This window comes from Streptomyces pseudovenezuelae (assembly GCF_029892565.1).
GTDB lineage: Bacteria > Actinomycetota > Actinomycetes > Streptomycetales > Streptomycetaceae > Streptomyces > Streptomyces pseudovenezuelae_A.
The window spans coordinates 29,996-51,135 of the sequence record NZ_JARXVH010000022.1 but is presented as its reverse complement, the minus strand read 5'-3'; the positions used below and the strand labels follow the sequence as shown (position 1 = coordinate 51,135).

23 protein-coding genes are annotated in these 21,140 nt (G+C 71.3%); 9 read left to right on the top strand and 14 right to left on the bottom strand.

The genetic code is table 11. The annotated features are described in order from the left end of the window. Positions 1–24 precede the first annotated feature (24 nt). The 5 genes from M2283_RS43260 to M2283_RS43240 all read right to left on the bottom strand — a co-directional run bounded on the left by M2283_RS43260 (position 25) and on the right by M2283_RS43240 (position 4,691). The gene (locus M2283_RS43260) at positions 25–1,608 is read right to left on the bottom strand and encodes an ABC transporter substrate-binding protein (RefSeq protein WP_280882081.1); all 1,584 of its coding nucleotides are present in this window, start codon (positions 1,606–1,608) and stop codon (positions 25–27) included. A gap of 201 nt (positions 1,609–1,809) precedes the next feature. Further along, entirely contained in the window at positions 1,810–2,571 is a 762-nt protein-coding gene (locus M2283_RS43255) for an SDR family oxidoreductase (RefSeq protein WP_280882080.1), read from the bottom strand. 13 nt (positions 2,572–2,584) lie between these two features. Then, positions 2,585–3,346: a 3-oxoacyl-ACP reductase FabG gene (gene fabG / locus M2283_RS43250; protein ID WP_280882079.1), complete on the bottom strand. Its 762-nt coding sequence runs from the start codon at positions 3,344–3,346 to the stop codon at positions 2,585–2,587. A gap of 146 nt (positions 3,347–3,492) precedes the next feature. Continuing rightward, entirely contained in the window at positions 3,493–3,930 is a 438-nt protein-coding gene (locus M2283_RS43245; protein ID WP_280882078.1) for a DUF3037 domain-containing protein, read from the bottom strand. Next, the gene (locus M2283_RS43240) at positions 3,927–4,691 is read right to left on the bottom strand and encodes a HipA family kinase (protein ID WP_280882077.1); all 765 of its coding nucleotides are present in this window, start codon (positions 4,689–4,691) and stop codon (positions 3,927–3,929) included. The genes M2283_RS43245 and M2283_RS43240 overlap by 4 nt, the downstream gene beginning before the upstream one ends. Before the next feature lie 203 nt (positions 4,692–4,894). On the opposite strand from M2283_RS43240, the gene M2283_RS43235 reads away from it, so the two are divergent. Continuing rightward, on the top strand, positions 4,895–5,380 hold the full coding sequence (locus tag M2283_RS43235) for a Rieske (2Fe-2S) protein (RefSeq protein WP_280882076.1): 486 nt from the start codon (positions 4,895–4,897) through the stop codon (positions 5,378–5,380). Here the strand turns inward: M2283_RS43235 and M2283_RS43230 are convergent. Then, on the bottom strand, positions 5,367–6,023 hold the full coding sequence (locus tag M2283_RS43230) for a cysteine hydrolase (protein ID WP_280882075.1): 657 nt from the start codon (positions 6,021–6,023) through the stop codon (positions 5,367–5,369). The two genes, M2283_RS43235 and M2283_RS43230, sit on opposite strands and share 14 nt — an antisense overlap. A gap of 157 nt (positions 6,024–6,180) precedes the next feature. On the opposite strand from M2283_RS43230, the gene M2283_RS43225 reads away from it, so the two are divergent. Continuing rightward, a complete protein-coding gene (locus tag M2283_RS43225; protein WP_280882074.1) occupies positions 6,181–6,648 on the top strand; it encodes a pyridoxamine 5'-phosphate oxidase family protein in 468 nt (155 codons plus the stop codon). 48 nt (positions 6,649–6,696) lie between these two features. On the opposite strand, the gene M2283_RS43220 is transcribed toward M2283_RS43225, so the two are convergent. Beyond that, entirely contained in the window at positions 6,697–7,599 is a 903-nt protein-coding gene (locus M2283_RS43220) for a LysR family transcriptional regulator (protein WP_280882073.1), read from the bottom strand. 38 nt (positions 7,600–7,637) lie between these two features. Between M2283_RS43220 and M2283_RS43215 the strand changes: the two genes are divergently transcribed. Continuing rightward, positions 7,638–8,660, top strand: coding sequence for a DMT family transporter (locus M2283_RS43215; protein WP_432423211.1), 1,023 nt, complete (start codon positions 7,638–7,640; stop codon positions 8,658–8,660). 21 nt (positions 8,661–8,681) lie between these two features. Here M2283_RS43215 and M2283_RS43210 read toward each other — a convergent pair whose 3' ends face one another. Further along, positions 8,682–10,025, bottom strand: coding sequence for an aminotransferase class I/II-fold pyridoxal phosphate-dependent enzyme (locus M2283_RS43210; RefSeq protein WP_280882071.1), 1,344 nt, complete (start codon positions 10,023–10,025; stop codon positions 8,682–8,684). 79 nt (positions 10,026–10,104) lie between these two features. On the opposite strand from M2283_RS43210, the gene M2283_RS43205 reads away from it, so the two are divergent. Continuing rightward, complete coding sequence (locus M2283_RS43205) at positions 10,105–10,791, top strand: pyridoxamine 5'-phosphate oxidase family protein (protein ID WP_280882070.1); 687 nt, start codon at positions 10,105–10,107, stop codon at positions 10,789–10,791. Continuing rightward, on the top strand, positions 10,791–11,447 hold the full coding sequence (locus M2283_RS43200; protein ID WP_280882069.1) for an FMN-binding negative transcriptional regulator: 657 nt from the start codon (positions 10,791–10,793) through the stop codon (positions 11,445–11,447). The genes M2283_RS43205 and M2283_RS43200 overlap by 1 nt, the downstream gene beginning before the upstream one ends. Positions 11,448–11,472: 25 nt before the next feature. Here the strand turns inward: M2283_RS43200 and M2283_RS43195 are convergent, their stop codons facing one another. Both M2283_RS43195 and M2283_RS43190 read right to left on the bottom strand, forming a co-directional pair. Next, entirely contained in the window at positions 11,473–12,477 is a 1,005-nt protein-coding gene (locus tag M2283_RS43195; RefSeq protein WP_280882068.1) for an EamA family transporter, read from the bottom strand. 46 nt (positions 12,478–12,523) lie between these two features. Continuing rightward, entirely contained in the window at positions 12,524–13,069 is a 546-nt protein-coding gene (locus tag M2283_RS43190; RefSeq protein WP_280882067.1) for a Clp protease N-terminal domain-containing protein, read from the bottom strand. 198 nt (positions 13,070–13,267) lie between these two features. On the opposite strand from M2283_RS43190, the gene M2283_RS43185 reads away from it, so the two are divergent. Both M2283_RS43185 and M2283_RS43180 read left to right on the top strand, forming a co-directional pair. Continuing rightward, positions 13,268–13,456: a hypothetical protein gene (locus tag M2283_RS43185; protein WP_280882066.1), complete on the top strand. Its 189-nt coding sequence runs from the start codon at positions 13,268–13,270 to the stop codon at positions 13,454–13,456. A gap of 89 nt (positions 13,457–13,545) precedes the next feature. Next, positions 13,546–13,974, top strand: coding sequence for a type II toxin-antitoxin system Rv0910 family toxin (locus M2283_RS43180; RefSeq protein ID WP_280882065.1), 429 nt, complete (start codon positions 13,546–13,548; stop codon positions 13,972–13,974). Positions 13,975–14,065: 91 nt separating this feature from the next. On the opposite strand, the gene M2283_RS43175 is transcribed toward M2283_RS43180, so the two are convergent. From M2283_RS43175 to M2283_RS43165, 3 genes are all read right to left on the bottom strand, one after another. Continuing rightward, positions 14,066–14,707: a PadR family transcriptional regulator gene (locus M2283_RS43175; RefSeq protein WP_280882064.1), complete on the bottom strand. Its 642-nt coding sequence runs from the start codon at positions 14,705–14,707 to the stop codon at positions 14,066–14,068. A 144-nt stretch (positions 14,708–14,851) separates the two neighbouring features. Further along, entirely contained in the window at positions 14,852–16,495 is a 1,644-nt protein-coding gene (locus M2283_RS43170) for a thiamine pyrophosphate-binding protein (RefSeq protein ID WP_280882063.1), read from the bottom strand. Further along, entirely contained in the window at positions 16,492–17,277 is a 786-nt protein-coding gene (locus tag M2283_RS43165; RefSeq protein WP_280882062.1) for a cyclase family protein, read from the bottom strand. The genes M2283_RS43170 and M2283_RS43165 overlap by 4 nt, the downstream gene beginning before the upstream one ends. Positions 17,278–17,543: 266 nt before the next feature. Between M2283_RS43165 and M2283_RS43160 the strand changes: the two genes are divergently transcribed. Then, positions 17,544–18,353 (top strand): PhzF family phenazine biosynthesis protein, encoded by an 810-nt coding sequence (locus M2283_RS43160; RefSeq protein WP_280882061.1) that lies wholly within the window; start codon positions 17,544–17,546, stop codon positions 18,351–18,353. Positions 18,354–18,380: 27 nt separating this feature from the next. Here the strand turns inward: M2283_RS43160 and M2283_RS43155 are convergent, their stop codons facing one another. Continuing rightward, positions 18,381–19,181 carry a CPBP family intramembrane glutamic endopeptidase gene (locus tag M2283_RS43155; protein WP_280882060.1) on the bottom strand — a complete coding sequence of 267 codons (801 nt, stop codon included), beginning with the start codon at positions 19,179–19,181 and terminating at the stop codon, positions 18,381–18,383. Positions 19,182–19,367: 186 nt separating this feature from the next. Here M2283_RS43155 and M2283_RS43150 point away from each other — a divergent pair, with 186 nt between their 5' ends. Further along, positions 19,368–21,137, top strand: a complete 1,770-nt coding sequence (locus M2283_RS43150; protein ID WP_280882059.1) for a substrate-binding and VWA domain-containing protein — start codon at positions 19,368–19,370, stop codon at positions 21,135–21,137. Positions 21,138–21,140: the final 3 nt, after the last annotated feature.

The following is a 21,140-nucleotide window of genomic DNA, read 5'->3' as shown; positions in this document are numbered from 1 at the left end:
GCCCGCTCACCGCACAACCCCGCACTACCAGCTGGTCTTGCGGTACAGCGTCCACATCATCATGATCGTCGACGGGTCCAGCGCCTGCTCCGCCCCGGAGATGTCGTCGCTCGCGGCCACGTACTGCTTGCCCTGCCACAGAGGCAGCAGCCGCGCGTCGTCCACGAGGATCCGCTGCGCCTCCTCGAACTCGCTGACCACGTTGGCCCGGTCGCTCTCGCCACGCGAGCGCGGCAGCAGCTCGCCGGTGATCTCGGGCGCCGGATAGGGCGTACCGAGCGCGTTCTGGTCGCCGACGAAGGGGGCGATGAAGTTGTCGGGGTCCGGGAAGTCGGGGAACCAGCCGCGCCCGAACACCGGGTACTCGCCCTTCTGGTAGCCCGTCACATACGTCTTCCAGGGCCGGCTCTTGAGGGTGACCGTGAACAGTCCCGAGCCCTCCAGCTGCCGCTCGATCTCCTGGAACTCCAGCTTGGTGGAGGAGCCGTAGCGGTCGGTGGTGTACCAGAGGGTGAGCGGCACGCGCTGGGTGATGCCGGCGTCGGAAAGCATCTTGCGGGCCCTGGCGGGGCTGGGGTCGCCGTAGTCGTCGAAGAAGCCGGTGGTGTGTCCGGTCAGGCCCTTGGGGACCATGGAGTACAGCGGCTCGACGGTGTCCTTGTAGACCTTGTGCGCGATCGCGGCGCGGTCGACGACCTGGGCGATCGCCTTGCGGACGACGGCCCGTCCGGCCCACGGGTCCTTCGGGTTGAACACCAGGTAGTTGATCTCGGTGCCGGAGCCCTCGACGAGTTGGAGCTTGCCGTCCGAGTCGTGCCGCTGGAGGCCGACGACGTCGTCGGGGTCGAGGCCGCGGAAGGCGAGGTCGAGGGTGCCGTCCCGGAGCGCGGCGACCATGGGGGCCGAGTCCCGGTAGTAGTTGATGGTCACGGCGTCGTTCCTGCGGTCGGCGTAACCCTTGTAGTTGTCGTTCTTGGCGAGTTCGGCCTTCTTGCCGTCCTCGTAGTCCGCGAGCGTGTACGGCCCGGAGCCGTCGACCCCGTTGTCCTCGCGCAGGGCACTCGCCGGGTACTCCGCGGGGTCGACGATCGACATGGCGGGCGTGGCGAGCACGAAGGGGAAGGTCGCGTCTGGCTTGTTGAGGTGGAAGACCACTTCCTTGTCGCCCAGCGCCTGCACCCGGTCGAGGCTGCCGAGCAGACCGGCGGGCCCGCCGTTGACGTTGATCTTCCCAATCCGGTCGATCGAGTACTTGACCGCCCGCGCGTCCAGCGCGTGCCCGTCGGCGAACTTCAGCCCGGAGCGCAGCTCGCAGCGGTACGTCGTGTTGGAGTCGTCCGTGAAGCGGCAGTTGTCGGCGGCGTCGGGCTGCGGGGTGGTCGCACCGTTGGGGTAACTGAGCAGCGTTTGGTAGATGTTGCGGAACAGCTCCCACGAACTGTCCCAGGACGCCGCCGGATCCAGGGTGCTGGGGGCACTGGTCGTCCCGACCTCGATGGGCCCCGCGTCCTCCGACGAGTCCGACGAGAGCACGCCGCACCCGGTCACCAGGGACGATATGGACGCGATGGCCGCCACCTGTCGTAGGGGTCGATTCCGGTTGAACACGCGCTCGCTCCTCGATCCGCCGTACCAAGGGTCGGCAGACCATACCGCAGCCTCCGGCGGACACAACCGGGTTCGCCGCAGGGCACTTGATCAGCGCGTTTATGACGACGTTGTCAAAGGTCTGTGCCTTTCCTGTACATCGAAGCGGGCGCCGTCAATGTCCGACGACGCCCGCTTCGAGAGCTTTGGTGAAAGCCGGTGTCAGCCGACGCCGGCGTTCAGGAAAATGCCGCCGTCGACGACGAGGGTCTGGCCGGTGATCCAGTCGGACTGGTCCGAGGTGAGGAACGCGGCGGCGCCACCGATGTCGGAGGGGACGCCGAGGCGGGCCAGCGGGTAGGAGGCGGCGGCCTCCGCCTCACGGCCCTCGTACAGGGCGGCGGCGAACTTGGTCTTCACGACCGCCGGGGCGATGGAGTTGACCCGCACGCCGGGCGCGAACTCGTGCGCCAGCTGGAGCGTCAGGTTGATCATCGCCGCCTTGCTGACGCCGTACGCGCCGATGAACGGCGAGGCGGAGACACCGGCGAGGGAGGCGATGTTGACGATGGCGCCGCCGTTGTCCTTCTGCCAGGCGTGCCAGGTCTTCTGGGCGAAGCCGAGCGCCGAGATGACGTTGGTCTCGAAGACCTTGCGGGCGACGTTCAGGTCGAGGTCGGCGATCGGTCCGAACACCGGATTCGTACCGGCGTTGTTGACCAGGAAATCGACGCGGCCGAAGGCCTCCATCGTGCGCTCCACGACGACGGCCTGGTGGGCCTCGTCGTGGGCCTTGCCGGCCACGCCGATGACGCGGTCGGCGCCGAGCGCCTCGACGGCCTCCTTGAGGGCGTCCTCGTTGCGGCCGGTGATGCAGACGCGGTCGCCGCGGGCGAGCAGCGCCTCGGCGACGCCGTAGCCGATGCCGCGGCTGGCGCCGGTGACAACGGCGACCTTGCCGGAGAGTTCAGGCTGTTCAGTCATGTTCCCGAGTTCCCTAGTCGAGCGGTCCGCCGGCGACGTACAGCACCTGGCCGGAGACGAAGCCGGCGGCCTCGTCCGTGAAGAAGGCGATGGCGTTGGCGATGTCCTCGGGCTCGCCGACGCGGGCCACCGGGATCTGGGTGGCGGCCGCGGCCTTGAACTCCTCGAAGCCCATCTTGACGCGCTCGGCGGTGGCCTTGGTCATCTCGGTGGCGATGAAGCCGGGGGCGACGGCGTTGGCGGTGATGCCGAACTTGCCGAGTTCGATGGCGAGGGTCTTGGTGAAGCCCTGCATACCGGCCTTGGCTGCCGAGTAGTTGGCCTGGCCGCGGTTGCCGAGCGCCGAGGAGGAGGAGAGGTTGACGATCCGGCCGAAGCCCGCGTCGACCATGTGCTTCTGGACGGCCTTGGCCATCAGGAACGAGCCGCGCAGGTGCACGCCCAGGACCGTGTCCCAGTCGGCGACGCTCATCTTGAACAGCAGGTTGTCGCGCAGCACGCCCGCGTTGTTGATCAGGATCGTCGGCGCGCCCAGCTCGTCGACCACGCGCGCGACGGCGGCCTCGACCTGCGTCTCGTCCGAGACGTCGGCGCCGACCGCGATCGCCCGGCCGCCGGCCGCGGTGATCTTCTCCACGGTGTCCTTGCAGGCGGCCTCGTCGAGGTCGATCACGGCGACCGCGCGTCCCTCGGCGGCCAGTCGTACGGCGGTGGCGGCGCCGATGCCGCGCGCGCCGCCCGTCACAACGGCGACCCGCTGCTCAGTGGTGGACATTGCTGGTTCTCCTCGCCCTGGGAAAGTACGCCGACCGGGGCACCCGGGGCCGCGCTTCGGTGAGCGACCGCTTAGTACCTTCGGCAGACGTGACGCTAGAAGCCCTGGCACCCGGTGTCAACGGCACACGAGGCAGGTGTGATCCATTACCTCACCAGCAGGTCGAGCAGGCGCTCCGCGTCGGCCGCCGGATCGAGGGTGAGCCCAGTGTGCACGGGTCCCGGCTGCACGACCGTGGAGCGAGGCGCGGCGAGCCAGCGGAACCGCTGTCCGGGGTCGTCGCCCGCGGCCTCGCCGCCCCCGCAGACGCGCTCGACGGCGCCCAGGGCGGCCCGGATCCCGGCCACGTCGGCGTCGGGGTCCAGGGCCAGCAGCCGGGCGTCGTCGAGGTGGGTGCGGGCGCCGACGTAGGCCTTGGCGCGGCAGTACACGAGCACCCCGGCGTTGATGCACTCGCCGCGCTCGACGCGGGGTACGACGCGCAGCAGGGCGTACTCGAAGACGTCCCGGCCGCCGCCCTGGCCGGCCCGGGTGATGTGGCGCTCGGTGACGTGCCCGGCCATGTAGATGCTGGTCTCGCTCACTTGCCCTCCTCGATGCCGGTCACGCGCGTGTGGATGTCGGCCGCGCGGGTGAGCAGGGGTCGCGCGTAGGCCCGCCGGAGGTCGTCCGGGGTGTCGAAGCCGGGTTCGTCGGTCAGCCAGGCGTCGGGGATCTCGGCGGTCACCTCGGCGAGGAGTTCCTCGGTGACCAGCGGCGCGAGCGCGGCGGCGGCCGCGGTGACGTCCGGCGCGAAGCGGGCCAGGGCGTGGTCCGAGGCGTCGTAGGGGCGGGCGACGGACTTCTCGACGCCGGGCCAGTTGTGGTGCCAGATCATGGTGGCGCCGTGGTCGATGAGCCACAACTCGCCGTGGTGCATCAGCAGGTTGGGGTTGCGCCAGGAGCGGTCGACGTTGTTGATCAGTGCGTCGAACCAGACGATCCGCCCGGCCTCCTCCGGGCTCACGGCGAAGGCGAGCGGATCGAACCCGAGGGCACCGGAGAGGAAGTCCATGCCGAGGTTGGCGCCACCGCTGGACCTCAGCAGCTCCTGCACCTGCTGTTCGGGTTCGCCGAGCCCCAGCACCGGGTCGAGGCCGATCGTCACCAGCCGCGGCATCCGGAACCCCAGCCTGCGGGCGAGCTCACCGCAGACCACCTCGGCGACCAGCGTCTTGCGCCCCTGCCCCGCGCCCCTGAACTTCATGACGTACGTCCCGAGGTCGTCCCCCTCGACGAGTCCCGGCAGCGAGCCGCCCTCACGCAGGGGCGTGATGTAGCGGGTCGCGGTGACTTCCTTGAGCATCGCCCCAGGTTACTGGGGTGTTGACCGGCTCCGGAGGCGGCCCCGGGGTCGCGGCGCGCCGACACCGACAGCAAAGCGACAGCGCGGCTTTACCCACCTCTGGGCCCACCCGCGTCAGGATCGCGACACCCATGAACAACGGGTGCCCGACGCCCGTACCCCTGTACAGATCTACGAAACATGCCATGGAAGGGAACGTCCGCATGACCAGCGAATCGCTCCAAACCGCTCCGGCCCCCACCCGACGAACGGTCGTGGCGGCGGTGGGCGCGGCGGGACTCGCCGCCGCGCTGACCGCGTGCGGGTCGAGCGACGACTCGTCCTCCTCCGACTCCTCCAACACCCAGGCCGGCGACAACGCGAGCGGCGGCTCCGACAGCAGTGCCTCGTCCGGCGCCGGGGGCGCCGCTCTGGCGAAGACGACCGACATACCCGAGGGCGGCGGCAAGATCTTCAAGGACCCGGCCGTGGTGGTGACACAGCCGTCGGCCGGCACCTACAAGGCCTTCTCGTCCAAATGCACGCACCAGGGCTGCGCGGTCACCCAGATCACCGGTGACGTCATCGTCTGTCCGTGCCACAAGAGCGAGTTCTCGGTGACGGACGGCAGTGTGAAGAAGGGTCCCGCCACGCAGCCGCTGCCCGAGCAGTCGATCACCGTGACCGGGGACTCGATCACGCTGGCCTGACCCGTGCGCGCCGGGGCCCCATGAAACAGCCCAGCACCTCGTCCGTGGTCGCGACCGTAGCGACCAATGCGAGGGTGTGGCGGATCATCGCGGGGGTGTAGTCGGAAGGCACCCCCGCGATGGCGTCGGCGGGCACGACGGCGGTGTAGCCGCGGTTCACGGCGTCGAAGACGGTGTTGGGGATCGCCACGTTGGCCGAGACGCCGGTCACGACCAGCGTGCGGCAGCCGAGGTTGCGCAGCAGCGCGTCGACGTCGGTGCCCTGGATCGGAGACAGCCCGTGAAGTCGTCGTACGACGAAGTCCTGTTCGGCTACCTCGATCGGGGCGGCCACCCGAACCGCCGTGGTGCCGGACAGTTGTTGGACGGGGAGCCGTTCGGCGGCCCGGAAGAGCCGTGCGTTGTGGTTGGCGCCGCGGCCGTCCGGGCGGCGCTCGGCGACCGCGTGGATCACCTGGACGCCGCTCTCGTGGGCGGCGGCCACCAACCGGGCGACATTGGCGAGGGCTCCCGACGAGCGTGCCTCGTGGGCGAGTTGGGGCAGGGCGCTGTCCGGTCCGACGACCCCCTGCTGGCACTCGACGGTGAGCAGCACCGTGGTCGCCGGGTCGAGCAGTTCGCTGAGCTGTTCTTGCGACGGCACGGTTCCCCCTCGGCGCGGGCGGTCTGGAGCGAGCGGTGTGCAGCGGGCGAGACTAGCCACCATTGCGCATGGACGGAAGACGACCCATCCTTTTCTGACGTGATGTCAGAGGATCACTGGAGTTCCTCTGACACGACGTGAGAGAAGAGGGGGCCGCATGACCGTCACTCAGCGTCGAGGCCGGAAGATCATGATGACACCGGGGGAACTGGACGAGTTCCTCACCACCCAGCGCACCTGCCGGGTGGGCACGATATCGGCGAGCGGGGCGCCGCACGTCAGCACGCTGTGGTTCGCCTGGGACGGGACCTCGATGTGGCTGTACTCCGTGGTGCGCAGCAAGCGTTGGACCGACCTGCGCCGCGATCCCCGGGTCGCGATCGTGGTCGACACCGGCGAGGAGTACGACGAGCTGCGCGGCGTCGAGCTGTCCGGGGCCGTGGAGTTCGTGGGCGAGTTCCCGCGCACCGGGGAGCTGCGCGCCGAACTCGACGTTCCTGAAACCCTGTTCGCCCGCAAGAACTTCCGCCTGGAGGAGATGCCGCACGACGGCCGACACGCCTGGATACGACTGACGCCAGACAAGATCGTGTCCTGGGACTTCCGCAAGCTGGGCGGGCGGTAGACCGGCTTACCGGCGAGAACGACGGCCCGCCCTTCGACTCGACCGGGGTCACCCCACCTTCCGCGCCGCGTCCTGCAATGCCCGTACCGCCGCCCTGATCGAGGGGCGGCGGTCGGCGTCCGCGCGCCAGACGACGTACACGTGCCGGCGTACGCGCTGCCGGAGCGGGACGGTGACGACGCCGGCCGGCATCGGGTGGCGGCCCAGCAGCGGGGCGATGCAGACACCCAACCCGGCCTCGACCAGGCCCATTTGAGTGTGGGTCTCGGCGGCGCGGTGCGCGACGATCGGCTCGATCCCGCGCGAGCGCAGCGTGAACATCAGCCACTCGTGGCAGAACTCGCCCTCGCCCCAAGTGATCCACTCGTCCTCGGCCAGCTCCCCGAGGTCCACCTCGTCCCGCCCGGCGAGCCGGTGCCCGGCCGGCATCGCCAGGTCGGCCGGGTCGTCCAGGACGGGCGCCTTCACCAGGCCGTCGGGCAGCGGCATCGGCTTGTTGTACCAGTCGAGGACGACCGCGAGGTCGAGGTCGCCGCGGACCACTCCGGCGATGCCGGCCTCCGGCTCCAGCTCGGTGGAGCGCACCCGCAGCCCCGGATGTTCGGCGCGCAGGTCGGCGAGCGCGGCGGGGAACAGCCCGCGCGCGGCCGTGGGGAACGCCGACAGCCTCAACTCGCCGACCACCTGCCCGCGTTGCGCCTCCAGATCGGACTGGGCGAGCTCGACCTGCGACAGGATCCGCGCCGCGTGCTCGGCGAGCAGCCGCCCGGCGTCGGTGAGCCGCACCCCCCGCCCGTTCTTGGCGAGCAACTGCTGACTCACCTCCCGCTCCAGCTTGGACATCTGCTGCGAGACCGCGGAGGTGGTGACATGCAGCGCGTCGGCCGCACCACTGACCGAGCCGTGCCGCGCGAGGGCGTCGAGGGTGCGCAGGCGCTCCAGATTCAACATGTAAGTGATACTACGAGATACCGGTGCCGAAATCTCGATTGTGCTACGAGGTCGGGCGCGGCATCGTTACGGCCATGAACACCGCCACGACCACCGCGCCCCGCACCGACTGGCGCCTCCGCTTCGGCGTCCTCTCCCTGATCTGGGGCTTCAGCTTCCTCCTCATCAAGGTCGGCACGGAGGGGTACGCCCCGTTCCAAGTGACCCTGGGACGGCTGGTGTTCGGTACGGCGGTGCTGGCGGCGGCGATGGTCGCGAAGCGGGAGCGCTTGCCGCGCGGCTGGCGGACATGGGGCCATCTGGCGGTCGCCGCCTTCCTGTTGAACGCCCTGCCGTTCTCCCTCTTCGCCTACTCCGAGCTGACGATCCCCTCCACCCTCGCGGGCATCTGCAACGCGACCTCGCCGCTGTGGGGCATGGCCCTGTCCCTGGTCGCCCTCTCCGAGGACCGGCCGACCCGCGTCCGCGTGGCGGGTCTCGGCATCGGCTTCCTCGGCGTCCTGACGGTCCTCGGCGCCTGGCAGGGCTTCCACGGCCTGGACGCCACGGGCACGGCGATGGCCCTGCTGGCCTCGCTCAGCTACCCGATCGGCTGGATCTACGTCCGCCGCACCCTCGCCGGTTCCGGCCACTCGCATCTCTCCCTGACGGGCGCCCAGTTGCTGCTGGCCATGGTGCAACTGGCCGTCGTCACACCACTGTTCACCTCGGTCCCGGACCACCTCTCCCCCGGCCCCCTCCTGGCGATCGCCGCCCTGGGCGCCCTCGGCACGGGCCTCGCCGTCCTCATCCAGTACGGCCTGGTCGCCGAAGTCGGCCCCACCACCGCACAGATGGTCACGTACTTCATCCCGGTCATCGCCACGGCTGCCGGCGTCACGATCCTCGGCGAGTCCCTGACCTGGTCGACCCCGGTCGGCGCGGTGATCGTGCTGGCGGGGGCGGCGCTTACGCAGGCGAGGCCTCGTGGGCGGAAGGAGCGGCAGGTCGAGGCCGGTGCCGTGGTCGAGGTCGGCGCTGCCGTCAACGCCGAGGAACCGGCGGCCACTTCGAAGGCCTAGGCACCCCCATCCATACCCCCGCTACACATACCCCCGCCCCGTCACCGCCCCCACCGCCGGTCCCACCGCCGACGCGATCGCGTCCGCCAGCGGACCCGTCTCCGAGTCGGTCAGGGTCGCGACGGTGACCCGGATGCCGGGCGGCGCGTTCAGGCGGAAGCGGGCGCCCGGGGCCACCGCCCAGCCGGCGTGCAGGAGTCGGGACACGGCGCCGGTCTCGTCCGGTACCGGGATCCAGACGTTGAGCCCACTGCACCCGTGGGCCGCCACCCCGCGTTCCGCGAGCGCGTCGATCAGCAGGTCCCGGCGCCGCCGGTACGCCGCCGCCACCTCCGCCGTGTCGAGTGCGCCCTCGGACCACAGCCGCACCACCGCCCGCTGGACGATCCGGCTGACCCAACCGGGCCCGAGCCGGTGCCGCCCGTTCACGCGGTCGACGGTGACGGCGTCCCCGGTGAACACGGCGAGGCGCAGATCGGGCCCGTAGGCCTTGGCGACCGAGCGGACGAAGGCCCAGTGGCGGGTGATGCCGGCCAGCGGGTGCAGGGGCAGGTCGACGATGCCGAGTCCGTGGTCGTCCTCGATCAGCAGGACCTCCGGGTGCTCCCGGAGCACGGCACGCAACGCATGCGCGCGCGTGGCGCTCACCGCGGCGCCGGTCGGGTTCTGCGCGCGGTCCGTGACGATCAGGGCGTGCGCTCCGGCATCCAGAGCCCGGCGCACGTCGTCGGGGAGCGGCCCCTCGTCGTCGACGCCGACCGGGACGACCCGCAGCCCGAGCGCCGGGACCAGGTCGAGCAGGCTGCCCCAGCCGGGGTCCTCGACGGCGACAGTGTCCCCCGGTTTGAGATGCGCCGCGAGCACCCGCTCGATGACGTCGAGCGAGCCCGAGGCGACGGCCACGGGTCCGTCCGGCACACCGTCTGCGTCCAGTTCGGCGCGCGCGATCCGGGCCAGCGCCGGTTCCACGAGGGCGTCGCCGTACAGCACCGGCTCCCGGTCGCCCTGCGCTCCCGCCGCCGCGAAGGCATCGCCCAGGGACGGCAGCAGCGCCGGATCCGGATTGCCGTTCGCCACGTCCCGCACGCCCTCGGGCACGTCCGTGCGGACGTAGTCCCGCCCGGTGGTGGCCGGCTTCGACCGCACCCGGCTGCCCCGGCGCCCGGCGGTCTCGATCACCCCGCGCTCCCGCAGGATCCGGTACGCGGACGCGACGGTATTAGGATTCACCCCCAGCTCGACCGCCAACTCCCGCATGGGCGGCAGCACTTGCCCCGGCTCCAGCTCCCCGGCCCCCACCGCACGCTCGACGCTCGCCGCAATCTCCGCTGCGCGTCGCCCCTCGATCCGATATCCTTCTAGCACAAAGCAGATTATGCACTAGTGCAATAGCCATCGCAAGGCATCGCCACCCGACACGCCACGAACACCCACGGAGAACGCCATGCAGGGGACCGCCCAGCCGACGACGTCGCAGCCCACCGCCTACACGCCGACCGACCGCACCGTCCCCACCCGCTCCGCGCAACGGGCGTCGTACGACAAGGAGTTGGTGCACTCGATACTCGACGAGGGCTACGTCTGCCACCTCGGCTTCGTCCGCGACGGCGCGCCCGTCGTGCTGCCCACGCTGTACGCCCGGGTCGACGACCGGCTCTACGTGCACGGCTCGACCGGCTCGCGCCCGCTGCGGATGACCGGCGAGGCCGACCCGGGGCTCGCCGTCTGCCTGACGGTGACGCACGTGGACGCGTTGATCCTGGCCCGCTCCGCCTTCCACCACTCGATCAACTACCGGTCCGTGGTCGTGCACGGCGTGGCCCACGACGTGACGGACCCGGAGGAGAAGCTCGCGGCCCTGGACGCCTTGGTCGACCACGTCGTCCCCGGCCGCGCGGCGGACTCCCGGCCCGCGAACAAGAAGGAGCTGGCCGCCACCGCCGTGATCCGCCTCGACCTGGACGAGGTCTCCGCCAAGCTCCGCACCGGCGGGGTCAACGACGAGCCCGAGGACCTGTCCCTGCCCCACTGGGCCGGTGTCGTCCCGCTCCGCAAGGGCTACGAAACCCCCGTGTCCGACGGGGACTTGACCCCCGGCACCGAGCTCCCCGACTACCTTGCGGTGCGGTGATGCTGATCCGCCCCTGGGACGCGCCCCGCGACGAAGCCGAGTGGCAGCACTGGCTCTCCGCCCACGACTTCGGACAGCTCGCCGTCAACGGCCTGCCGGGCGAGCCCCCGCACGTCCAGCCCCTGCACTTCGCCTACGAGCCCGAGCGCGGCGAGCACGGCGAGGTCGTCACGCACCTCGCCCGGCCCAACCCCCTCTGGCCGGCGCTGGAGGCGTGCCCTGACGTGCTGCTGAGCGTGGTCGACGACTACGCGTACGTCCCCGGGCCCTGGCAGGCCCCGCCGGACACCCCGCCCGAGCACGGCGTTCCGACCAGTTTCTACGCGGCCGTCCAACTCCGTTGTCGGGCCCAGGTCGTGGACGATCCGGCACAGAAGGCCGAGCTGCTGAACCGCCAGGTCGACCACTTCCAGCCGGAGGGCGGTTCCGCGCGGGCGGCGGTGGGCGAGGAGCCGTACGGCAGGATGCTCTCCGGGATCCGGGGGCTCGTGCTCCAAGTCATCGACGTAGAAGCGAAGTTCAAGTACGCCGGTCACAAGCCGGAGGACGTGCAGGACCGGATCGTGGCGGGGCTCGCGGAGCGGGGCGGGGTCGGGGACACGGCGGCTCGGGAGCATCAGGTGCGGCGACGGGGAGTGTGGACGCCCGGCAGGTGACCGGCCCCACCGCCCCCTCGGCCTCTCAGGCGGCCGTCCCCCTGGCGGACAGTTCCCGCTCCGGACCGCCGCTCGCCACCGGGTCCGGGGAGCCCTTGGCCGGGGCGGTCGACTGGGCGATGAACGCGCCGAGCAGGACGATCGCGCCGCCGATGATCTGCGGAGCGGACAGGTGCTCGCCGAGCAGCACCCAGGCCAGCACGGTCGCGATGACCGCTTCGAGACACGCGACGACGCCCGCGACCTGCGGGGAGAGCCGGCGCACCGACACCACTCCGGTGACGTAGGCGAGCACGGTGGCGATGAGCACGATCCAGGCCAGCAGGACGGCGGCCGAGACGGAGGTGCCGTTCATGTCGGCGGAGCCACTGAGCACGGACCAGTCCATGGTCCAGGGGCGGGCCACGACGGTCAGCACGAGGGCGCCGATCAGCAGGCCGAACGCGATGACGCCGAGCGGGTCCGGAGCGTCCTCGCCGGCGTCGCTGCCCTGGTCGGACAGGACGAAGTAGCCGACCTGGCAGCAGGCGGCGGCGAGCGCGAGCAGCAGGCCGACGGCGTCGAAGCTCAGACCCGACCAGACCTCTACGACACAGGCGAGGCCGCCCACCGCGAGGACCACGCCGAGCGCGGCGGCACGCGTCACCGGCCGCCGCTGCACGAACCGCACCCAGCCGAGGACGAGGGCGGGCGCGAGGTACTCGACCAGCAGCGCGACCCCGACGGGTATCCGGGATATCGCGGCGAAGTAGCAGGCCTGGACGCCGGCCACGGCGAGCAGTCCGAACCCGGCGAGCAGCGCGGGGCGGTGGCGAACCAGTCCCCGGTGGCGGACGGCGACCGGCAGCATCACCAGGGCGGCGCCCGCCACCCGCAGCCACACCACGTGGAGCGGGTCGAGCCCTGCCTCGATCAACGGCTTGGCCGCGACCCCGGATCCTCCGAAGGCGATCGCGGACCCGACCGCGAGACCGAGCCCGACGCCCCTGCCGGGACTGCCCTGACTGCTCTTCGACGTCTGCACCCGCACATGATGACAGGGGAGGTCAGGAGCGTCACCCCTGTTGACTCCTGTCTCACCGACTGGACGAGCCGGACTGCGACAGGAAGTCCTCGACGCGGGCGGTGACCTCGTGCCGGTCGATCCCGGCCCGGTCGAGCACCTCGACGGCGCGCGCCTGCGGGTCCACGACGAGCGCCGCGAGCAGGTCGACCCCGCAGGCGGGTTCGTCGCCTCGGCGGGCGGCGCAGTCGCAGGCGTACCCCATCGCGCCGGCGGCGAGCGGCGACAGGCCCTCGCTCTCCTTCACCACGGGTACCGCGCCGGAGTCCTCGACGCTGCCCTGCCAGCGCAGTCCGTAGCCGATGCTGCGCTGCACGAGGTAGCCGAGCAGCCGGGCGATCTCGGGGCCGTCGTCGAAGACGGCGCGCACGTCGGGGTCGTACTCCAGGAGGGAGTGCAGCAGATGGGCCGTGTCGATCTGCCGGTCCCCGTCCCGCACCGCGCGGCGGCGGGCAGCGGTGACGACCGCTGTCAGCTCCGCACTGAGCGTGGCGGCAGTGTTCGCGCGAGGGCCGAGGGCCTGCTCGCCGACCGACTGCCGAGGGATCCGGGGTTGCACATCCCCACCCCATCAGTCCCAGGGCATTCGGTCATCCCCGGACGGAAGCATCTTCCCGTCCCACACAGAGTGGACTCCGGCGGCCGAAATCTCCTCCTTACGGATGAGATCAGGCCGTTCCCCGCACGGGGGCGCGCGGGGCTGTACCGTGCGCCCGGTGCGCAACCGCGGCGTCCGGCTCGCTCGTCCCACAGGGACATGGAGAGCAGGTGCTGGCTGGTCGCGCTGCCGGCCGTCGACGGCAATCAGTACGTGTACCGGGTGTACGCCCCGGAGGACGCACTGCCCGCCGACCTGTTCTGGGACGCGTGGCACTGCCACGACGAGAGCCCACTCCCGCGCGCGTGGGACCTGTTCGACGCGGCGGTGATACAGCGGGTCGGCTGAAGAATTTCTGACGGTTCATCAGTCTTGAACATTGCGGCCCGTGCGGCTACGTTCCGCGACACCGGAGCCCGAAACGAAGGGGTGGTCGCATGGCCGAAGTCAGCGCGGAGGCACGCATCGAAGCCCCCGCCGAGAAGGTATGGGGACAACTCACCGACTGGTCGGCGTACGGGGAGTGGAACGCGACCCACACCAACTTCCCCAAGGGCGGCCCCGAGACGTTCGCGGTGGGCGGGACCTTCCAGGAGAACATGAAGCTGATGGGCTTTCCGGCGGAGGTCGAGTGGACCATCGAGGAGCTGGAGCCGGCCAGGGTGTTCGCCATTCGCGGCAAGGGTCCGATGGCGGTGACCGTCGCCACGAAGTACACGCTCATCCCCGACGGCGACGCCACGACGGTGCGCATCGACGGCGAGTTCACCGGTGCCGCCGTCTCCCTGATGGCGGGCAAGCTCAAGGACTCGGCGACGGCCGCGCTCGACGAGTCGCTGCGCAAGCTGGCCGGGCTGGTGTCCTGACCGGCGCCGCACGCACGAAGGCGCCCCGCGGATCGCTCCACGGGGCGCCTTGTTTCACGGCGGGGAGGCCGTCAGTGCGTACCGGTTCTCGTCAGTCTTCGTCGGCGAGGATCAGGTACAGCTTCTTGCGGGCGTCGTTGATGACGCTCAGCGCCTTCTCGCGCTGCTCCTTGCTGCCGGTCTTCCAGACCTGGCCGAAGGCCTCCATCAGACCGAAGCCGGCCTGACGGATCTCGCCGAGGGCCTCCCAGTCGACGCCGCGGGAGGCTTCCTCCCAGGGCGCGTCCGGGCCCTCGTCGGCCGCGGTGCGGCCGGTCTCGGTGAGCGAGAACAGCTTCTTGCCGCCCTCGGACTCGCTGGTGATCAGGCCCTCGTCCTCCAGCAACTGGAGGGTGGGGTACACCGAACCCGGGCTGGGCTTCCACGCCCCGCCGCTGCGCTCGGCGATCTCCTGGATCATCTCGTAACCGTGCATCGCACGGTCCTTGAGCAGCGCCAGGATCGACGCGCGTACGTCGCCTCGCCGTGCCCGTCCGCGCGGTCCGCCCCGACCCCTCGGCCCCCAGGGCCCGGGACCGAACCCGGGTCCACCGAAACCGAAGCCGGGACCGGGACCGGGACCACCCGGACCCCCCGGCCCGAAGGGCCCGAAGGCACCACGCCGACCGTCGAAACCGCCTCGGCCGCGAGAGCCGGGGCCACCGTGTCCATGCTCATGTCCATGGGAACGCATCGCAATCACTCCATTCCATCGTTGATCTGTCGCGATGCGTCAACGATATATCGGAACCGATCGCATGGCAAGGCCCCTTTTGAGAGGCCCTTCGAAGGGCGGGAACCTGCCTGCGGGCTCAGTGGACCGGCTCAGTGGACCGCTTCAGTGGCCGCGGAACGCCTCCTCCAGCCACCAGGCGCCGTGGTCGCGGGTCACCTTGGCGTCGATGAGCAGGGGCGCCGTGCGGGGGCCGGTGAACCAGTCCTCCACGGTCTTGAGGTCGGCCCTCGTGCGGACGGTCACCGCCTCGAAGCCGTAGCCGCGGGCGATCGCGGCGAGGTCCGTCTCCGGGAAGGTGACCGTGTCCAGCGGGTGGCCCTCGGGGCCGAAGTGGTGGACCTCCGCCCCGTAGGCGTCGTCGTTGTAGACGACCACCACCATCGGCAGTCCGAGCCGGCGCACGGTGTCGAGTTCCATGGCGCTCATGAGGAACCCGCCGTCGCCGAGGGCCGCCACCGGCAGCCGGTCCGGGCGGGCCAGCGCCGCGCCGATCGTGGTCGCGAGGCCCAGGCCGATCGACTGGAAGGCCTGCGTGAAGCAGAACCCCTCGTGGTCCGGCACCGACAGGTACGCGCTGGGATAGCCCATGAAGTTCCCCGAGTCCACGCCGACGACCCGCTCCGCCGGGAGCAGGTCGTCCAGCGCGATGCTCAGCGTCCGCGGGTCGATCCGCTCCCGGGTGCCCTCGTCCTCGTAGGGCACGTCCCGCCACCGCACCCGCGCGGCGAGGGCGGCCCCGACCTCGGGTGTCCGGTACCCCTCGCGCCGCTCGCCGCCGCCCGACTCCAGCGCCCGCCGCGCGGTCCGTGCCACGTCGCCGGTGACGCCGAGGTCGACCTCGCGGTGCACGCCGAGCGCGGACGGGTCGTCGTCGACCTGTACGACGGTCGCGCCGGCGCCGATGAGGTTGCCGTGCCGCATGGTCCACATGTTCAGGGCGCAGCCCCAGCCGACGATCAGGTCGGCGCCCTGGATCAGTTCGGCGGCCAGGGGTGAGGCGAAGCCGCCGGAGACGTCGAGGGACCAGTCACCGCCCTGGAAGAGGCCCTTGGCGACCGCGGAGGTGGCCAGCAGGGCGCCGTATCGCTCGGCGAGCCCCGCGAGGGCGTCCCGGCCGCCCGGCGTACGCGCACCTCGGCCGGCCACGAAGACCGGGCGGCGCGAGCGGTCCAACAGCCGCACCAGCTCCGCCAGTTCGGCCACCGAGGGCTTGACCGGCACCGGTTCGGGCGCCGGGTCGAAGGCCTGCGCCACATCGTGCGGCACGTCCAGGGCCTGCACCTCCAGGGGGAGGTCCAGCAGGACGGTGCGCCGCTCGTGCCGGGCCCGGTGCAGCGCGGCGAGGGCCTGCGCGACCGCGTCGTGGGCCGTCGTCAGGCGCGCGGTGACGGCGCCGACCGAGTGCGCGATGACCGCCTGGTCGATACGGAAGTTGGAGGTCGGCTGCGTCGCCTCGGCCGCCAGCACCAGCAGCGGCGTACGGCTCTTGGCGGCCTCGGTGATGCCGGTGACGGCGTTGGTCAGCCCGGGGCCCTGGTGCACGCTCACGGCGGCGACGGTCCCGCTCGTGCGGGCGTACGCGTCGGCCATGGTGGCGGCGCCGCCCTCGTGCCGGGCGGCGACGAAGCGGGCGCCCGCCGCGACCATGGCGTTGGTGAGGTGGAAGTTGCCCGAACCGACCACGCCGAAGACGTGGTCGACCCCGGCCGCGGTCAGCGCCCGCCCGACGGCCTCGGCGACCTTCACGACCGCTCCACCAGCGCGAGCACGCGCGCAGGGGCGCCGGATCCGGTGACGATGGGCAACGGCCCGGCGATGACGACGGCACCGGTCGGCGGCAGCGCGCCCAGGTTCTGCAGCTGGGTCAGCCCGTACTTGTCGCCGCCCAGGAGGTACGAGTGACAGGGGAACGCCGGTTCGAACGAGTGCGCCCGTCCCGCGTCCGTGCCGACCGTCTCCACGCCCAGGCCGATGACCGGCGCCTCCTCGGCCACCCAGCGCGCGCACTCCGCCGACAGACCGGGCGTGTGCGGACCGTTCTCGTCGGCGTTGAGGAAGGCCTCCTGCGACTCCGAACGGGCGTCCCAGCCGGTGCGCAGCAGCAGCCAGCCTCCGTCGGGCAGCGGCCCGTGCTCCGCCTCCCAGGCCTTGACGTGGTCCACCTCGACGAGGAAGTCGGGGTCCTTGGCGGCCTGCTCGGAGAAGTCCAGCACGGCCGCCGGCGCGATCAGCCGCCCCGCGGGCACCGACGCCACGTCCGTGAGGTCCTTTCCGGTGACCCAGTGGACCGGCGCGTCGAAGTGGGTGCCGGTGTGCTCGCCGCTGCGGAAGTTGTTCCAGTACCAGGCCGGTCCCCGGTCGTCGTACCGGCTGATCTCCTCCAGCTCGAACACCTGGGTCTGCCCGAACTCCGGCGGCAACTGGATCACCGGCGTCTGCGACGACAACGGCGACGTGAGATCGACGACCTCGATCGAACCCCCGCGCAACCCGGCAAGCAGCGCGGCGAGAACGGACGGCTGGGACATGACGGCCTCCTGGGACGGTGCTGAACTCACGACCGCGCAGAACACGTTGACGCGCGCCTGCGCTTCCAGGGTGTCAGCCGCTGGGGACGGGCGCGCGATGTTCGCGGGAGCGTCGGGGGTCTGGGCTGGGCTGAGGCAGAGGGCTGGACGCAGGCGCCCCACGAAGCACTCGTAGCGACCGCCCGCCCCACCCCGCCCCAAAATCGGTCCAGCACCCCCGAATTGGCCTTGGCCGCCCACTCCGGTCACCCCATAGCGTCAGCCGTATGCCAATCCGAATCGTCGACGCCTTCACCGACCGCCCCTTCACCGGCAACCCGGCCGGGGTCCTCCTCCTCGACGCCTTCCCGGACGACGAACGGCTCCAGCAGGTGGCTCTGGAGGTGAATCACGCGGAGACGGCGTTCGCGCACCCGCTGCCCGAGGGCGGCGCGGCCGACTGGGCGCTGCGGTGGTTCACGCCCGTCGCCGAGGTCGACATGTGCGGCCACGCGACGCTCGCCACGGCCCATGTCCTGCACACGACCGGCGCCCACGAGGGCCCGGTGCGGTTCGCCACCCGCAGTGGTGTGCTCGGCGCTACGCCGGAGGCGGACGGCTCGATCACCCTGGACTTCCCGACCGCCCCGCTCACCCCGGTCGAGGTCCCGGACGGCGTCGCCGAGGCGCTGGGCGCGCAGCCGCTCGTCGCCTTCGACACCGGCCCGAACGTGGGCGACCTCGTGCTTGAGCTGGCGGACGAGAAGACGGTGCACGCGCTCACGCCGGACCACCGGGCCCTGGCCGCCTACTCCGAGCGGGGCGTCATCGCCACCGCCCGCGCCGAGGACCCGGCCCGCGGCTACGACTTCGTCTCCCGCTGCTTCTTCCCGAACGTCGGCATCGACGAGGACCCGGTCACCGGCAGCGCGCACACGGCCCTCGCGCCCTTCTGGTCCGAGCGCCTGGGCCGCCCCGACCTGACCGGCCTCCAGGCCTCGCCCCGCTCCGGCCGCGTCCGCACCCGGCTGCGCGGCGACCGCACCCTGCTGAACGGCCGCGCGGTCACCGTCATCGAGGGCGAGCTGCTCGCCTGAGGGCTTTCGGAAACCCCTGCCGGCGCGTCACGCCGTCGGCAGCCAGTCCACCTTCCCCGCCAGCAGCGCGTAGCCCACGAACGCCCCGATGTCGAGCAGGGAATGCGCCACCACCAGGGGACCCACCCGACCCCACCGGCGGTACAGGAAGACGAACACCACGCCCATCGCCATGTTGCCGAGGAAGCCGCCGATGCCCTGGTAGAGGTGGTAGCTACCGCGCAGTACGGAACTGGCCACCAGCGCCGTCCCCGGCGTCCAGCCCAACTGCCCCAGCCGGCGCAGCAGATACCCGACGACGATCACCTCTTCGAGGATCGCGTTCTGCATCGCCGAAAGGATCAGCACCGGATACTTCCACCACACGTCGGGCAGCGCCTCCGGCACCACCGTGAGGTTGAAGCCCAGCCCGCGAGCCGCCAGATAGAAGGCGATCCCGGTGCTGCCGATCACCGCCGCGACCCCCGCGCCCCGGCCGAGGTCGAGCCACGGCCGGGTGCGGTCGAAGCCGAGCGTGCGCAGGCTCTGCCCCTCCCGCAACAGGAAGTGCGCGACGAGCAGGACCGGCACCAGGGCCGAGGTGATCCCGAACAACTGCCAGGCGAGATCGAGCCAGGGCCGGCCCGGCGCGGCCGACGCGTTGAGCGTCGCCGCCTGGTCTTTGAGACCCCCTGGTTTCGTGACCGATCCGACAAAGCTGATCAGGGCGGACACTCCACTCGCACCGAGCGAAAGCCCCAGAACGAGCAGTGTCTCGTCACGCAGGATCCGTCGTGAGGGCCGCTCCTGAGGAAAAGAATCGGCCACCGGACCCGCCTCTGCCTGCACACCTGCCTCCAGTTGTTTAATCCCGCCTCATGCCCATCCTCGCCCCGCTAGGGTCTCGAAAGAACTTACGAAGATCGTGCGTGACAGGCCGTCGGGGGGACGGACGCCGTACGGGCGTACCTCCCCCATTCCATGCCGTACGGCTGTAATCCGGCACGAGGTTCAACAGGGAGGGGCACCACCGTCATGGGACGTCACAGCTTGCCCAATCAGTATGGGGCGGGCGTCAGCGACCCCCGCCCCAGCGCCCGCGGTCGCACGGTGGCCATCGCCACGGCCCTCGTCCTCACCGTCGCCGGCGGCACCGCGGCCGCCGCCAAGAGCGGCCTGCTCTCCTTCGGCTCGTCCTGCCAGGACGACCCGGTACGGATCGAGCTCGCCGCCTCCCCGGACATCACCCCCGCCCTGACGGCCGCCGCGAAGCGGGCCCGCGCCAACGACGTCACCTCCGACGGACGCTGCGTCGCCGTCACGGTGACCGCCCGCGACTCGTACAAGGTCGCCGACACGCTGGGCGCGGGCAAGAAGATCGACGCGCAGGTGTGGGTGCCGGACTCCGACCTGTGGGTCCAGCGGATCACCTCGGACAGCGGCGCGACCGACGTGACCCCGTCGGGCGCCGTGGCCTCCACCCCGGTCGGCGTGGCCATGGTGCCGACGGCTGCCAAGTCGCTGGGGTGGCCGAAGAAGACGTACAGCTGGATCGAACTGGCCGGCGCCACCCTGCAGAGCGACTCGCTCAAGCTGGGCGCGGCCGACCCCTCGCGCAGTGCGACCGGGCTGCTCGCCCTGACGCAGATCGGGACGGCCGCCTCCGGTCTCAAGGACGGGGACACGCAGGCGGCGGCGATGATGAAGACGCTGTCGCAGCGCACCTCGGACACCGACGGCCAGGTCCTGGACACCCTCCCCCGGGACTCCTCGGGCACCGAACAGGGCAACCCCAAGCGCAACCAGGCGCTGATCCTCACCGAGCAGGCGGCGTACGCGTACAACACGTCGAACGACGTCGACGGCAGCCTGGACATGTTCTACCCGAAGGACGGCTCGCCCCGGCTGAACTACCCGTACGCGATGGTCGACCAGCTGACCACCGACCAGAGCCGGGCCGCGCTGCGGTTCATGAACTACCTGCGCCAGCCCGAGCAGTTGCGACTGCTGGAGAAGTACGGCTTCCGGACGGACGACGACCAGGCGCCGACGGCCGTGGTCGCCAAGGCCGGCGGCAGCAGCCCGCAGCCGTACGCGCAGGCCGCGCCGCAGCCGGCCGAGGACGCGGCGCTGCAGGAGGCGCTCGGCACCTGGACGATCACCGTGCAGAGCGCGCGGATCACCACCGTCGTGGACGCCTCCTCGTCGATGTCGGAGCCGGTGCCGAAGACCGGCCAGTCGCGCATGGACGTGACCAAGGCGTCGCTGCTCCAGGCCCTCGCCACCTTCACCCCGGAGGACGAGATCGGCCTGTGGGAGTTCTCCACCAAGCTGGACGGCAACAAGGACTACCGCGTCCTGGTGCCGACCGAGCGGCTCGGCGAGCAGAAGGCCGCCGGCACCCAGCGCGACAAGCTGTCGGCGGCGTTCAGCGCCCTGAAGCCGGTCCCGGACGGGGCCACCGGTCTCTACGACACCACGCTCGCCGCCTACAAGGCGGCCACCGAGTCGTACGCCGACGGGAAGTTCAACGCCCTGGTCATCCTCACCGACGGCGTCAACCAGGACCCCGGCAGCATCTCCCGCACCGCCCTGATCACCCAGTTGCAGAAGCTCACCAACCCCGAGCGCCCGGTACCGCTCATCGTGATCGCCGTGGGTCCCGACGCCGACAAGGAGGAGGCCCAGGAGATCGCCGAGGCCACCGGCGGCTCCGGGCAGTCGGTCAGCAACCCGGCCCAGATCCACACGGTGATCCTCAAGGCGATCGTGGCGGCGGGTGCCCAGGGCGACACCGGCGACTGACCG